This is a genomic window from Sphingobium chungbukense (genome assembly GCF_001005725.1).
Lineage (GTDB): Bacteria > Pseudomonadota > Alphaproteobacteria > Sphingomonadales > Sphingomonadaceae > Sphingobium > Sphingobium chungbukense.
The window spans coordinates 1-13,776 of sequence record NZ_LBIC01000019.1 but is presented as its reverse complement, the minus strand read 5'-3'; the positions used below and the strand labels follow the sequence as shown (position 1 = coordinate 13,776).

General features: G+C 63.9%; 15 protein-coding genes and 1 pseudogene. 7 read left to right on the top strand and 9 right to left on the bottom strand.

The window, feature by feature from the left end; translation table 11 throughout:
* Positions 1-4: 4 nt before the first annotated feature.
* The gene (locus YP76_RS24200; RefSeq protein ID WP_046765963.1) at positions 5-1,213 is read right to left on the bottom strand and encodes an acetyl-CoA C-acetyltransferase; all 1,209 of its coding nucleotides are present in this window, start codon (positions 1,211-1,213) and stop codon (positions 5-7) included.
* 216 nt (positions 1,214-1,429) lie between these two features.
* On the opposite strand from YP76_RS24200, the gene YP76_RS24195 reads away from it, so the two are divergent.
* Entirely contained in the window at positions 1,430-3,100 is a 1,671-nt protein-coding gene (locus YP76_RS24195) for an MFS transporter (RefSeq protein ID WP_046766057.1), read from the top strand.
* On the opposite strand, the gene YP76_RS24190 is transcribed toward YP76_RS24195, so the two are convergent.
* Entirely contained in the window at positions 3,097-3,687 is a 591-nt protein-coding gene (locus YP76_RS24190; protein WP_046766056.1) for a nucleotidyltransferase family protein, read from the bottom strand. The genes YP76_RS24195 and YP76_RS24190 overlap by 4 nt on opposite strands.
* 152 nt (positions 3,688-3,839) lie before the next feature.
* On the opposite strand from YP76_RS24190, the gene folE reads away from it, so the two are divergent.
* From folE to YP76_RS24175, 3 genes are all read left to right on the top strand, one after another.
* Complete coding sequence (gene folE, locus YP76_RS24185; RefSeq protein ID WP_046765962.1) at positions 3,840-4,448, top strand: GTP cyclohydrolase I FolE; 609 nt, start codon at positions 3,840-3,842, stop codon at positions 4,446-4,448.
* Positions 4,445-5,284 carry an SDR family oxidoreductase gene (locus tag YP76_RS24180; protein ID WP_046765961.1) on the top strand — a complete coding sequence of 280 codons (840 nt, stop codon included), beginning with the start codon at positions 4,445-4,447 and terminating at the stop codon, positions 5,282-5,284. The genes folE and YP76_RS24180 overlap by 4 nt, the downstream gene beginning before the upstream one ends.
* An 89-nt stretch (positions 5,285-5,373) precedes the next feature.
* Entirely contained in the window at positions 5,374-6,150 is a 777-nt protein-coding gene (locus YP76_RS24175) for an enoyl-CoA hydratase-related protein (RefSeq protein WP_046765960.1), read from the top strand.
* Positions 6,151-6,227: 77 nt separating this feature from the next.
* Here the strand turns inward: YP76_RS24175 and arfB are convergent, their stop codons facing one another.
* Together arfB and YP76_RS24165 are read right to left on the bottom strand one after the other, a co-directional pair.
* A complete protein-coding gene (gene arfB, locus YP76_RS24170; RefSeq protein WP_046765959.1) occupies positions 6,228-6,653 on the bottom strand; it encodes an alternative ribosome rescue aminoacyl-tRNA hydrolase ArfB in 426 nt (141 codons plus the stop codon).
* Between the two features lie 3 nt (positions 6,654-6,656).
* A complete protein-coding gene (locus tag YP76_RS24165; protein WP_046765958.1) occupies positions 6,657-7,334 on the bottom strand; it encodes an RluA family pseudouridine synthase in 678 nt (225 codons plus the stop codon).
* A gap of 68 nt (positions 7,335-7,402) precedes the next feature.
* On the opposite strand from YP76_RS24165, the gene YP76_RS24160 reads away from it, so the two are divergent.
* Positions 7,403-8,365 (top strand): acyltransferase family protein, encoded by a 963-nt coding sequence (locus tag YP76_RS24160; RefSeq protein WP_046765957.1) that lies wholly within the window; start codon positions 7,403-7,405, stop codon positions 8,363-8,365.
* Positions 8,366-8,367: 2 nt separating this feature from the next.
* Here YP76_RS24160 and YP76_RS24155 read toward each other — a convergent pair whose 3' ends face one another.
* From YP76_RS24155 to YP76_RS24140, 4 genes are all read right to left on the bottom strand, one after another.
* Positions 8,368-9,228 carry a sigma-70 family RNA polymerase sigma factor gene (locus YP76_RS24155; protein ID WP_046765956.1) on the bottom strand — a complete coding sequence of 287 codons (861 nt, stop codon included), beginning with the start codon at positions 9,226-9,228 and terminating at the stop codon, positions 8,368-8,370.
* The gene (locus tag YP76_RS24150; RefSeq protein ID WP_046765955.1) at positions 9,228-9,683 is read right to left on the bottom strand and encodes a carboxymuconolactone decarboxylase family protein; all 456 of its coding nucleotides are present in this window, start codon (positions 9,681-9,683) and stop codon (positions 9,228-9,230) included. The genes YP76_RS24155 and YP76_RS24150 overlap by 1 nt, the downstream gene beginning before the upstream one ends.
* Before the next feature lie 354 nt (positions 9,684-10,037).
* Complete coding sequence (gene wrbA / locus YP76_RS24145; protein WP_046765954.1) at positions 10,038-10,637, bottom strand: NAD(P)H:quinone oxidoreductase; 600 nt, start codon at positions 10,635-10,637, stop codon at positions 10,038-10,040.
* Positions 10,638-10,746: 109 nt separating this feature from the next.
* Positions 10,747-11,466 carry a pirin family protein gene (locus YP76_RS24140; protein ID WP_046765953.1) on the bottom strand — a complete coding sequence of 240 codons (720 nt, stop codon included), beginning with the start codon at positions 11,464-11,466 and terminating at the stop codon, positions 10,747-10,749.
* 122 nt (positions 11,467-11,588) lie between these two features.
* On the opposite strand from YP76_RS24140, the gene YP76_RS24135 reads away from it, so the two are divergent.
* Together YP76_RS24135 and ctrA are read left to right on the top strand one after the other, a co-directional pair.
* Positions 11,589-12,482 (top strand): LysR family transcriptional regulator, encoded by an 894-nt coding sequence (locus tag YP76_RS24135; RefSeq protein ID WP_046765952.1) that lies wholly within the window; start codon positions 11,589-11,591, stop codon positions 12,480-12,482.
* A gap of 211 nt (positions 12,483-12,693) precedes the next feature.
* Positions 12,694-13,401, top strand: coding sequence for a response regulator transcription factor CtrA (gene ctrA / locus YP76_RS24130; RefSeq protein ID WP_046765951.1), 708 nt, complete (start codon positions 12,694-12,696; stop codon positions 13,399-13,401).
* 146 nt (positions 13,402-13,547) lie between these two features.
* Here ctrA and YP76_RS27390 read toward each other — a convergent pair.
* Positions 13,548-13,697, bottom strand: a pseudogene (locus YP76_RS27390) (transposase); the annotation flags it as partial.
* Between the last annotated feature and the right edge of the window lie 79 nt (positions 13,698-13,776).

Below are 13,776 nucleotides of genomic sequence, written 5' to 3'. Positions count from 1 at the left end.
GGGTTCAAACGCGCTCGATGATGATGCCGGTGCCCATGCCCGCGCCGACGCACAGGTTGATGAGCGCGGTGCCCTTGCCGGACCGTTCCAGCTCGTCCAGCGCCGTGCCCAGCACCATCGCCCCGGTCGCGCCCAGCGGATGGCCCATGGCGATCGCGCCGCCATTGACGTTGATCTGGCTGTGGTCGAGGTCCATCGCCTGCATGTAGCGCAGCACGACGCTGGCGAATGCCTCGTTCAGTTCCCAAAGGTCGATGTCGGACTTGCTCATGCCCGCGCGGTTGAGCAGCTTGCCCGCGACGAACTCGGGCCCGGTCAGCATGATCAGCGGTTCGGACCCGATGGAGGCCATGGCCCTGATCCGGGCGCGGGGCGTGAGGCCATATTTCTCGCCCATCGCCTTGTTGCCGACCAGCACGGCGGCGGCGCCGTCGACGATGCCGCTGCTGTTCCCGGCATGATGGACGTGATTGACCTTCTCCAGTTCGGGATAGCGCAGCAGGGCGACGGTATCGAAGCCCGGCATCTCCTCGCCCAGCGCCGTGAAACTGGGTTTCAGCGCGGCCAGCGACTGCATCGTCGCGTCGGGCCGCATATGCTCGTCATGGTCGAGGACGACCTGGCCGATCACATCCTTCACCGGCACGATCGACCGGGCGAAGCGCTTCTCGTCCCAGGCCGCCTTGGCGCGGCGCTGGCTCTCGACGGCATAGGCGTCGACATCGTCGCGGCTGATCCCGAATTTGGTGGCGATCACGTCGGCGCCGATACCCTGCGGCGCGAAATAGGTCTTGTAGGCGACCGCCGGGTCCATCGCCCAGGCGCCGCCGTCCGATGCCATGGGCACCCGGCTCATCGACTCGACGCCGCCGCCGATGGCGAGGCCCGCTTCGCCCGAATAGACCTTCGCGGCGGCCATGTTCACGGCCTCCAGCCCCGACGCGCAGAAACGGTTGACCTGCACGCCCGGCACGGTCTGCGCATAATCCGCGTTCAGCACCGCGACGCGGGCGATGTCCGCGCCCTGTTCGCCGACCGGACTGACGCAGCCCAGGATCACGTCGTCGACATCGGCGGTGTCGATCTCCGTCCGGTCGCGCACCGCCTCCAGCATCTGGGTGGCGAGCTGGATGGGGGTGATTTCGTGGAGCGATCCGTCGGCCTTGCCCCGGCCCCGGGGCGTCCTGACGGCGTCGTAAATATAGGCTTCCATGGCTTTCCCTCTGAGACCCGTCCTTTTTGGCCCGCCGCGTGCGAGCGCCGGATGTCGTTCGCAAATGTATTTACGTTTACGTAAAGTGCAAGTCTTATCGTCAAACCCCACCAACCGTAACGTCATCTAAAAACCGCCGTTCAATTGACGATGACATTCATGCTTTTGCCTTCTTTCTCGATTCGCGGATTTGACCCTCCGACCCAATTCCGCTTCATGGCTTGCGTGGCAGACTCAGAACCCCACCAGGCTCCATCGCCTTTTTCGATCCCGATCTTCCGCGCGATCTGGTGGGCCAGCCTCGCCTCGAACTTCGGCGGGCTGATCCAGTCGGTCGGTGCCCAGTGGATGATGACCTCGCTGTCGGCATCGCCCCAGATGGTCGCGCTGGTCCCGGCGGCGACGACGCTGCCGATCATGCTGCTGTCGCTCTGGGCGGGGGCGGTGGCGGACAATCGCGACCGGCGGCTGGTCATGCTCTGTTGCCAGCTTTTCATGCTGATCGTCTCGGCATTGCTGGCCCTGTTCGCCTGGGCGGGATGGGTGACGCCCTGGGCGTTGCTGGCCTTCACCTTCCTCGTCGGCTGCGCGACCGCGATCAACGGCCCCGCCTGGCAGGCGTCGGTCGGCGACATGGTGCCGCGCGCCGCCTTGCCCCATGCCGTGTCGCTCAATTCCATGGGCTTCAACATGGCGCGCAGCATCGGCCCGGCGCTGGGTGGCGTCATCGTCGCGGTGGCGGGCGCGGCGAGCGCCTTCCTGATCAACGCGGTCAGCTATATCGGCCTGGTCGCCGTGCTGGCCCGCTGGCGTCCCGAACGCCCGCCTCAACTCCTCCCGCGCGAACGCATGGGCGTCGCCATGCGGGCAGGGGTTCGCTATGTCGCGATGTCGCCCAACATCCAGCTCGTCCTGCTGCGCAGCGCTGCCTTCGGTATCGGGGCCAGCGCCGTATCGGCGATGATGCCGCTGGTCGCGCGGGACATATTGGGCGGCGCGGCGCTAACCTTCGGTGCGCTGAGTGGTGCCTTCGGTATCGGTGCGGTGTTGGGCGCGCTGTCGACGGGCAGGTTGCGCCAACGCTATTCGGTGGAAACCATCGTACGGGGGGCCGCGATGGCGCTGGCCGCCGGCACGGCCCTCATGGCGGTCAGCGACTGGCTGTTCCTGGCCTTGTTCGGGCTGCTGCTGGCGGGGGCGGGATGGGTGATCGCCCTGTCCAGCTTCAACGTCTCTGTCCAGATGTCCGCCCCGCGCTGGGTCGTGGCGCGGGCGGTCGCGCTCTACCAGATGATCGCCTTTGGCGGCATGGCCGTGGGGGCCTGGCTGTTCGGCATGCTGGCGGAGGATCATGGTGTCGTCGTCGCGCTTTATGCCGCCGCCGCCGTCCAGTTCGTCTCGGCCGTGATGGGCTATGCCCGACCGCTGCCGCAGGCAGGCGAAGAGAATCTCGATCTCCAGAATCGCTGGCGGGAACCGGAAACGGTGGTTCCGATCGAACCGCGCAGCGGCCCTGTCGTCGTCACCATCGAATATCGCATTTCCGCCGGATCGGTTGTTCCTTTCCTGGTCGCGATGAGTGAACGCCGACGCATTCGCCGCCGCGACGGTGCGCATGGCTGGTCCCTCCTGCGCGACCTGGGCGATCCGGAATTATGGGTGGAACGCTATCATGTGTCGACCTGGCTCGACTATGTTCGGCATAACAGCCGCCGGACGGTGGCGGACATGGCAAATACCGAAGCCATTCACGCCCTGCATGTCGGTCCCAACCCGCCGGTTGTCCACCGGATGCTGGAACGGCAGACCGGTTCCCTGCCGCTTGCCCGCTCCGCCGATCCGCGCGAGATGGGCGATCCGATGACCGATCCCACGCGTTCCAGCTAATCGCCAGCCGGTCCCAGCAGGTCTTCCGGCGTGTCGATGTCGCGCAGGCAGGCCCCCATCGTCTCGATCTGCACGCCATGGCTCAGCAACACGCGAGCGCCCTGGTCGCCACGCAGGGCCAGCAATTCAGGGAAATGCTTGCGCCCGATGAAGGCCGGAGGAGAGGAGGAGAAGCCGTCCGTGCTGGCGACCACCGACCGGACGTCCTCCGCAGCCAGGCAGATGCGGTTGTAATGAGTCTGCGGCACATCGGGCATGTCGGCCAGGCAGATCAATATGCCGCGGCATTTGCGCAGCGGCATCACATGCTCGACGGCCCGGACGATACTGCCGGAAATGCCGTCTTCCGGCCGGTCGTTCTCCAGGATCGTATAGCCGCGCCGTTCCAACCTGCGGTGCAGGAACGGCGCCTGGCCGACGGGCCGTGCCACCGCCACCAGTTCGGCGAATATCATGGAGGCGATGGTTTCCAATGCGTGGACGGCCACGGGTTTGCCCCGCCATTCGGCCATCAGCTTGTCATCCTCGCCGAAACGGGAGGATGTGCCTGCTGCAAGGAGGACGGCGGCGATCTGTTCGGTCCGCATGGTTCCGTATTTATGACTGTGGCGACCCGGTTTGTCCGGCTTGATCAGCATGTGCCACCGGGGCGATCTTGTGTCCAGCGCGGCGAAGGGGCTGGTCTTCCCGCGCATCAGCCGCCATATGCCCCCCAAGCAACAGAGGAGTGGTGCCGTCCATGGAATATGATCCCGATGCCGAAGCCGCAGGCGAGTCGGTCAAGATCCCGGTTCCCCAGGACGTTTCGGAAGCGATTCGGACGTTGATCCGCTGGTCGGGCGATACGCCCGGGCGCGAAGGCCTGCTGGAGACGCCCGAACGCGTGGCGCGGGCATGGAAGGAATATTGCCGGGGCTATGAGGACGATCCGGCCTATCATCTTTCCCGCATCTTCCATGAGGTGGGCGGTTATGACGATATCGTGCTGCTGAAGGACATTCCGTTCCAGTCGCATTGCGAACATCATATGGCGCCGATCGTCGGCGTCGCGCATATCGCCTATCTTCCGGGCGAATATGTCGTGGGCATATCGAAGCTGGCGCGCGTTCTCCATGCCTTTGCCCACCGCTTGCAGGTCCAGGAACGGCTCACCTCCGAAGTCGCCAATTGCATCTGGGAGAATCTGAAGCCCCAGGGCGTGGCCGTCGTGATCGAGGCGACCCATGGCTGCATGACCGGCCGCGGCGTGCGCACGCCCAATGTCGTCATGAAGACGAGCCGCATGCTCGGCGTCTTCCGCGAGGATGAGAAGAGCCGCGAAGAAGTGTTGAAGCTGATCGGCTCGTGAGCGAGGAGGAACTTCCCTCTTATCGACCTTTGGGCGGCGCGAAGAAGCGTGCCGAAACCGGCGCTTTGCCGCTCGCGCAAAAGCGTCTGGCGCTGGTCACCGGCGGGCATCGGCGCCTGGGCGGGATCATCTCGGCTGCCTTTGCGCGGGCGGGCTATTCGCTGGCGATCCATGGCAGCCACGACACACGGCTCGATTCCCCTCTGGCGCTGACGTTGGAAGAGCATGCGACCGAGTGGGACGGGTTCACCGTCGATTTCGCCGATCCGGAAGGTGCGGAGGAACTGGTCGCGCTGGTCGCGGAGCGTTTTGGCCGCCCACCCGACGTGTTGGTCAACAGCGCGGCGATCTTCGGGCAGGACCGGCTCGACAGCGTGAATGCCGACGATCTGATGCGGCATTATGCAGTCAATTGTGCCGCCCCCGCCCTGTTGACCAAGGCGTTCGCCACCATTCCGGCGGGGACGGGCGACCGTTGCATCGTCAATATACTCGATCAGCGCATCGACCATCCCCATGCCGACCAACTGGCCTACACGCTTTCGAAAATGGCGCTGGCGGGCCTGACGCGGCTGTCAGCCTCAACCCTGGCGCCGCAAATCCGGGTCAATGCCGTCGCGCCGGGCCTGACCATCGCGACCCCCGATTATGATGACGGCCAGATGGAACGGCTGGCCAAGATGATGCCGCTGGAGGACCTGCCCAAGGCGGAGCAGATCGCGGAAGCGGTATTGTATCTGGCGGGTGCTGAAGCGGTCACGGGGCAGACTCTTTATATCGATGGCGGTGCGCATCTGCGCAGTTACGACCGGGACTTCATGCATCTGTGCCGGTAGCGGCTGCGCGGATGCGGCCTGCCGGGGCTGGTCAAGAACCGTTGCTCTGCATAGAGCGGTCGCAAACGCTCTAATGAACGGAGACGGCAATGGCTTATGAAACGATCCTGGTGGAACAGCGCGATGCAGTGACGCTGGTCACGCTCAACCGTCCGCAGGCGCTGAATGCGCTGAATGCCCAGGTGCTGAAGGATCTGAGCGCCGCCTTTGCCGCCTATGACGCTGATCCGTCACAGCGCTGCCTTGTCCTCACCGGCAGCGAAAAGGCCTTTGCCGCGGGTGCCGACATCAAGGAAATGGTGGACAAGGAAGCGGCGGATTTCTTCCTCGAGGATTTCTTTTCCGGCTGGCAGGGCAATGTTGTCGCCACCCGTAAGCCCTGGCTTGCGGCGGTCGCCGGCTTCGCGTTGGGCGGCGGGTGTGAACTGGCGATGATGGCCGACTTCATACTGGCCGCCGACACGGCGAAATTCGGTCAGCCCGAAATCAAGCTGGGCGTGGCGCCCGGCATGGGCGGATCGCAGCGTCTGACCCGCGCCGTCGGCAAGGCGAAGGCGATGGAGATGTGCCTGACCGGCCGCATGATGGGTGCGCAGGAAGCGGAAAGCGCCGGCCTGGTCGCGCGGGTCGTTCCGGTGGCCGAGTTGCTGGACGATGCGCTCAAGACCGCCGCCACCGTCGCCGGAATGCCGCCGATGGCCGCGATGGTGAACAAGGAGATGGTCAATCTGGCGTTCGAAACCGGGCTGGCCCAGGGCATATTGACCGAACGCCGCCTGTTCCAGATCCTGACCGCGACCGAGGACAAGGTGGAAGGCATGACTGCCTTTGTCGACAAGCGCCCCGGCGTTTGGAAGGGGCGCTGAACTTCGGCAGTCTTTGCTGTTGCTGGTCCGGGAACGCTCGGGTGATTCAGACCGCCACCGGCTGAATCCCCATGTTCCTAATCGAAGCGCACCTTGCCGCGCCCGGCTTTCACCGTGCTGCGCGCTTTCTTGGCATCGACGCGGCGCGCCTTCGCGGCCTTGCCAGGCTTGGTCGCCTTGCGCGCCTTGGGCACCACCGTTGCCTCGCGGATGAGGTCGACCAATCGCGCCAGCACTTCCTGTCGGTTCATCAGTTGCGAGCGTGATCCTTCGGAACGCAGTATCAGCACGCCTTCCGCTGTCATCCGTCGGCCGGCAATCACCGCCAGCCGGCGTTTCACGGCATCGGGTAGCGAAGGGCTGTTAGCCACGTCGAAGCGCAGTTGTACCGCGCTGTCGGTGGTGTTCACATGCTGCCCCCCTGCGCCCGTCGAGCGCACGAACGTTTCCGATAATTCCTCGGCGTCGATCGCGATCGAGCGGGTGATGGGGATGCTCGGCAAACTCTATAGTCCCGCCTGCTCCAGCAGTTCCGGCCCAAATCCGGCTGCCGCGAAGGTTTCCGGCATGGGCGCGGTGGCCTCCGCCCGGGCCTTTTCACCGCGTGGGACGCTGAGGAAACGGCTGTGCAGCAGCATCGGTCCCTGGCCCGATCCATAGACCGGATCGCCGGCAATGCCGAAGCCGAGGCCATGGAGCGCATGGGTGCGGATCTGGTGGGTCCTTCCGGTGCGGGGGGTGAAGACGATCAGCGCGCGGCCATCCTTCTCCGCGATCTTGCGCCATTCGGTGAGCGCGGCCTTGCCTGCCTTGGCCGGGATCATCCGCCAGCCCTGCGCCTGCGTGCTGATCTTCTTGAGCGCGAGGTCGATGGTCCCGCTGTCCTCCACCGGAACGCCGTCCACCACCGCGACATAGCGTTTGGCGACGGTTCCTGCCTCGAACGCAGCGGCGAAGCGCTTGTGCGCCTTGGGATTACGCGCAAGCAGCAGGCAACCGCTGGTATCCCGGTCCAGCCGGTGGACAGGCAGCGGCCAGCGCTGGAAGCCGAAAGTCAGCGAGGAGAGGTGGTTTTCCAGCGCGAGAGATCCGTCACGAGGCGCATCGACCGGCAGGCCGGCGGGCTTGTCGAGGATGATGGCCTCGCCATCGATGAACAACACTCGGTCGTGAAGCAGGGACAAGGGGCGTTTTCCGTAAATAGGGGGGAGGCGATTGACGCGCGTGCGGCTTCCTATAGGGCGTCAGGTTGATGGAGAACAGGGGGCATGGAGCGCACCCGCCTGGCGGGGGGCGGCTGGAATGGATCGATGTCGCGCGCGGCATCGGCATCATGGCCGTGGCTGTCGGCCATGTGTGGACGCGTGGCGGCCTGCGCGATGCGATGTACAGCTTCCACATGCCGCTGTTCTTCCTGCTGTCGGGCCTGTTGTCGCGCCCGCAGCCGGTGGCGCGCTTCACCCGGCGGCAACTGGTGTCGCAGATGCGGCCCTATGCGGCTTTTCTGGTCCTGCTGATCGTGGCGGACCAGATCATCGAGACGATGAAGGGCGGGCGCCCTATCTTCCATGATTGGCCGAAGGATGTGCTGCCGATCCTACTGGGCGGTTCCTGGCTCCGTGGGCCGTTCACCATCTTCTGGTTCGTGCCCTGCCTGATGATGGCGCGCATCCTGTTCAACCTGGGGCTGGCGCGATGGCCCGATCCGCTCGACCCGCGCTGGGCGTGGGCGATGCTGCCCTGTCTGCTACTCGCTTATGGAGCGGGGGAGTTCGGCACCCTGTCACCGCTTGGCGTGCTGACGGTTCCCATGGCGCTGGTCCTGCTCTGGATCGGAGCGGCGTGGCAGTGCCTGTCCTGGCGAGGCTGGATGTTCGTGCCGCTCGCCTTGCTGTCGCTGGCGGGGCTAATGGCACTGGTGCCGACGCTCAACATGAAGGCGGCGGATTATGGCTGGCCGCTGCTCTCCATGGGATCGGCGATCGCCACCAGTTTTCTGCTGTTCCGCTTCTCGGTGCGGATCGCGCCCTTTGGCGGCTGGATCGCCGCGGTCGGCCGTGCGTCATTGGTCATCATGTATCTGCATGTCGCGGTCATCCACTATCTTTCCCCTTATCTCGGCAAGCCCTGGCTGCTGATGCAGGCACTGATCCTGCCGCTCGCCGCTTATTATCTGATCCGATCCGCGCCTGGAGCGCGCCGTATTTTCCTTTGACCTCAATGGAGATGCCGCAGCTTGTCAGGATTGCGCATCACATAGATGCCGGTGATGCGCCCATCCTCTATATCGAGGGCCGTCGTCTGGAACTCCCCATCCGCCTCGCGGGTGACGAAGCCGGGCAGGCCGTTGATCAGTCCCACGCGCACCAGCGTCGATCCATATTTGCCGAACAGCACCGCCAGCGCCTTGTGCACCTGCATCACCTGCCGCAGGCCCAGCACCGGAACGACCGCGGCAGGTCGCTTACCCCCGCCATCGCTGTGCATGCTGACATCCTGTGCCAGCATTGCGCCCAATGCCGTCATGTCGCCGCTGCGTGAAGCCGCGAAAAAGGCACTGGCTATCTCCAGCCCCCGCTGCTTCCCAAGCCTGTAGCGAGGCCGGGCTTCGCGCACATGCATCCTCGCCCGTGCGGCCAATTGCCGGCAGGCGGCCGGATCGCGATCGATCGTCCCTGCAATCTCCTCAAAGCCCACGCCGAACACGTCATGCAGCAGAAAGGCTGCGCGCTCCAAAGGGGAGAGGCGCTCCAATGCCAGCATCAGCGGCAGCGTCACATCCTCTTCATCCTCGGCATCCTCGACCACCGGATCCGGCAGCCACGGCCCGACATAGGTTTCGCGGCTGTGACGGGCAGATTTGAGCTGGTCGAGGCACAGCCGTGTCACCGTCCGCCGCAAATAGGCCTCCGGTTCCCGAACGGCCTCCCGGTCGACGTCCATCCAGCGGATGAACGCCTCCTGCACCACATCCTCGGCATCGGCGACCGACCCTAGCATGCGATAGGCGACGCGGATCAGGCGGGGGCGCAGCGGGGCGAAGCTCACCACCGCGTCCCGATGCGTCCCCTGCGCCATCACGCAGCCGCCTTGGCCGGGGTTTCATACCAGAGGCCGAAGCCGACGGCGATGCGGTTCCAGCCATTGATCACGTTGATCATCAAGGTCAGCTTCACCTGCTCCTCCCGCGAGAACTCGGCATCCAGTGCTTCGTAGGTCGCCTCATGGCTGTGTCCTTCGGAGAGACGCGTCAAGGCCTCCGTCCATTCCAGCGCCGCTCGCTCGCGGGACGTGTAGCAGGGCGCCTCGCGCCATGCCGACAGGAGGTAAAGGCGCTGTTCGGTTTCACCCTGTGCGCGTGCGTCGGCCGTATGCATGTTGATGCAGTTGGCGCACTGGTTGATCTGCGATGCGCGGATCTTCACCAACTCGACAAGGCTTGGTTCAAGGCTGGTGTTGACGGCATTGGAGGTGGCGAACCAGCTTTTCATGAGCAGGGGAGCGGCAGCGAAGGGATCGAGTTTGGCAGTCATGGGTCAGCACCTTTCTCTCACATGTTGCGCTGACATGACGAGGCAGGACGGGCGGTTGTGACATGAATGGTAAAAAAATGTGGAGGCGAATAGCGGAGGAGGGCAATTCTTGCCGCCAGTCCGTCATCCCCGCTTTCGCGATATGACGGATGGCGTTGACGTCCTCTGCTGACCAAAGCCCGCCGGATCGGGAATTCCATTCTGACCAGACGGAAAGGGAGCCGGCGCGCAGTCCCATGCGCCGGCTCCCCGGTCGTGTTGATGCCCTGCGACCCAAGGCTCTCAACAACTGCACCGTCCGAAGCGATTTGCCTGCAATCGCTTCAGGCAAAAATCAGACGGCGCAGCAATCCGTTATCCGTGCAGCTTCAGTGCCGTTTCCGCGATCCGGCGACCCTGATAGCGCGCGCCTTCCAATTCTTCCTCGCCCGGCTGACGGCTGCCGTCGCCATCCGCGATGGTTGTTGCGCCATAGGGCGCGCCGCCGCGTACCTTGTCGACGCCCATCTGCGCGGTGAAGCCATAGTCGAGGCCCACGATCATCATGCCGAAATGCAGCAGGTTGGTGATGATGGAAAAAAGCGTGGTTTCCTGCCCGCCATGCTGGCTGGCGGTCGAGGTGAAGGCACCACCCACCTTGCCATTGAGCGCGCCGCGAGCCCACAGACCACCAGCCTGGTCGAGGAAAGCCGCCATCTGGCTGGACATCCGCCCAAAGCGCGTGCCGGTGCCGACAATGATCGCGTCATAGCCGGCCAAATCCGCGACGGTCGCGATCGGCGCTTCCTGATCCAGTTTGAAATGCGCGGCCTGTGCGACCTCCAGCGGCGCCGTTTCGGGCACTCGCTTGATGTCGACCTGGGCGCCGGCAGCGGCGGCGCCTTCCGCCACGGCCTTCGCCATCGTTTCGATGTGGCCGTAAGAGGAATAATAGAGAACCAGAACCTTGGCCATAACTGTCTCCAATCTTGTTAATGCGTTGATCGGTAAAAGGTTTCCAAATTCGGCCGCCCGCCCGGGGGGGGATGGGCGGGCGGCCATAAGGCTCGGAGGGGATGGGGCCTTATTCGCTGTCCACCAGGACGATTTCGGTGTCCTCGATGGCCTTGATGGTGATGGGCGAGCCGCCGATGATCGCCGCGCCGTCCCGCGCCTCGAAGATCTGGCCGTCAATCTCGATCCGTCCGGTCGCCGGGACCAGATAGATGTGACGCCCTTCCCCGCCGTCATAGGTCACGCTCTCGCCCGCCTTGACGGTGCCGCCCAGCAGGCGGGCGTCGGCGCGGATGCGCAGCGCTTCCTTGTCATCGTCATAACCGCTGGCCAGCACCACCAGCTTGCCGGAGCGGTCGCCCCTGGGAAAAGGCTTCGCACCCCAGCTGGGCTGACCGCCCCGGCTGCGCGGGATGACCCAGATTTGGAAGAGCGTCGTCGTCTCGTCCTCCAGATTATATTCGGCGTGGCGGATGCCGGTGCCGGCGCTCATCACCTGAACGTCGCCCGCTTCGGTGCGGCCCTTGTTCCCCAGGCTGTCCTGATGGGTGATCGCGCCCTTGCGGACATAGGTGATGATTTCCATGTCCGCATGGGGATGCGGCGGAAAGCCGGTGCGCGGGCCGATTTCATCGTCGTTCCACACCCGGATCGCGCCCCAGTGCATGCGGGCGGGATCGTGATAGTCCGCGAAGGAAAAATGATGCCGCGCATTCAGCCAGCCATGGTCGGCATGGCCGAGCGAGGCGAAGGGGCGGCGTTCGATGCGGCTTCCGACTGTCGTGCTCATAACTCAAGCCTTTCGAATAGGATGCCGGCCAACGTCCAAATTGCGCTTCCGGCTTGCTTTCCGACAATCTAGCGATCAGGATTGTTTCTTGAATAAGCAGCATTGAAACGGATTGTTTCCTTATGCGTCTCCCCGATTTCGAGGCCTGGGCCATGTTCGCCGCGGTGGTAGAGCATCGCAGCTTCACTGACGCCGCCAAGGCGCTGAGCGTCTCCAAGGCTACCGTGTCCAAGGCGGTGACCCGGTTGGAGCAGCATCTCGATACCAGCTTGTTCAGCCGCACCAGCCGCCGCCTGGCGTTGACCGAAAGCGGCAAGCGGCTGGCCGATCATGCCGCCCGCATCCTGTCCGAAGGGCAGGCCGCCGAGGAGGCGGCGCGGGATGAAACGAAGGAACTTTCCGGAACGGTACGGCTGGGTGCGCCGATGACCTTCGGCCTGCTCCGCATCGCGCCGCTGATCGCGCAGTTCACCAAGGAAAATCCGCAGGTGGATATCGACCTGCATTTGTCGGATGCCCGCATCGACCTTGTCGAGCTGGGCTTGGACGCGACCATTCGCATCGCCGACATGCCCGACAGTTCCTTGCGGGCCCGCCGGCTCGCCGATGTCAACATGCATGCCGTCGCCTCACCGGCCTATCTGGCGGAGCGTGGGCGTCCGATGCATCCCTCCGACCTCGGCGCGCATGACTGCCTGTGCTATTCCAATGTGACCACGCCCGATGTCTGGCGCTTTTCCGGCCCCGGCCAGCAGAATGTCGTGGTGCAGGTCCGCGCCCGCATAACGGTTAACAGCGGGGAGGCGATGTTGCCTGCCTTGCGCGCAGGCGTGGGTATTGCCCGCCTGCCTGATTTCATCGTCGGCGAAGCGCTGGCGTCAGGGGAACTGGAGGAGATTCTCGTCGACTGGCGCCCCCCGCCTTTCGGCATTCATCTGGTGACGCCACCATCTCGTCTGCGGCCTGCCCGCGTCGATGCGGTGCTTGATTTCCTGACCCGTCATCATGGCTGCTGACAGGCTCGTTTCGAAGACGAATCTATATTGACTCTATCTGAATCATTTCGGCTTCAAAATATCCCAAACTGATTCAAAATCGCGCGACTCGTGGATTTCTGCCGGTTAGCGAAAAATTAACCTTTGTCCTTCAGAAGTTTTTTGGTTAATGAATTGGAGCGGAAGCCGTTCTGTGGGGGTGAACGGACCTGCTACGCAAAGGGGCTCACACATGCGCGTGCTGCTAATCGAAGACGAACCGACGACCGCGAAGGCGATCGAGCTGATGCTCACGACCGAGGGGTTCAACGTCTACACGACCGACCTTGGCGAAGAAGGCCTCGATCTCGGCAAGCTCTATGACTATGATATCATCTGTCTGGACCTGAACCTGCCGGACATGCACGGCTATGACGTGCTCAAGAAGCTCCGCGCGGCGAAGGTGCAAACGCCGGTGCTGATCTTGTCCGGCATTGCGGAGATGGACAGCAAGGTCCGCTCCTTCGGCTTCGGCGCTGACGATTATGTGACCAAGCCGTTCCATCGGGAAGAATTGATCGCCCGCATCCACGCCGTGGTGCGCCGGTCGAAGGGCCATTCGCAGTCGGTTATCCGTACCGGCAAGCTGTCGGTCAACCTTGACGCCAAGACCGTCGAAGTCGACGGCAACCGCGTCCACCTGACCGGCAAGGAATATGCGATGCTGGAGCTGCTTTCGCTCCGCAAGGGCACGACGCTGACCAAGGAAATGTTCCTGAACCATCTTTATGGCGGGATGGACGAGCCGGAGCTCAAGATCATCGACGTCTTCATCTGCAAGCTGCGCAAGAAACTGGCGCTGGCCTGCAATGGCGAGAATTATATCGAGACGGTGTGGGGCCGCGGCTATGTGCTGCGCGACCCGGATGAGGTGGAGGAGTTGGCGACCAAGGTCGCCTGACCCGCTTTACCGATCGTCAGAAAGAGAAGGACCGGATGCCTGGGCGGCAGCCGGTCTTTTTCTTTTGGAAGGCTGGCTTTTGCCGCACGATCTGATAACTGCGTCGGGACCTCCGGCTCCGGCTCGATGCTTTAGAGCGTGCTGCGTTGCCAGCGCCTGCCCGATCGCGCCAGCCATAGTAAGGCGTCAAGAAACACCCGCCCGTCACTGCGAGGACCGCGCTTGCCCTTGCGCCCTCCCGGAACGAACTCGCGCAGCCGCTCCCACTGATCGTCCCGTAGAACCTCGCCTTCCACACCAGCCTCCAAAAACCAGTGTTGAGCCAGTTTTCTACGCTGCCGTGAATCTGGAGGTTTCTGTGAGGTCGCGCGGCCT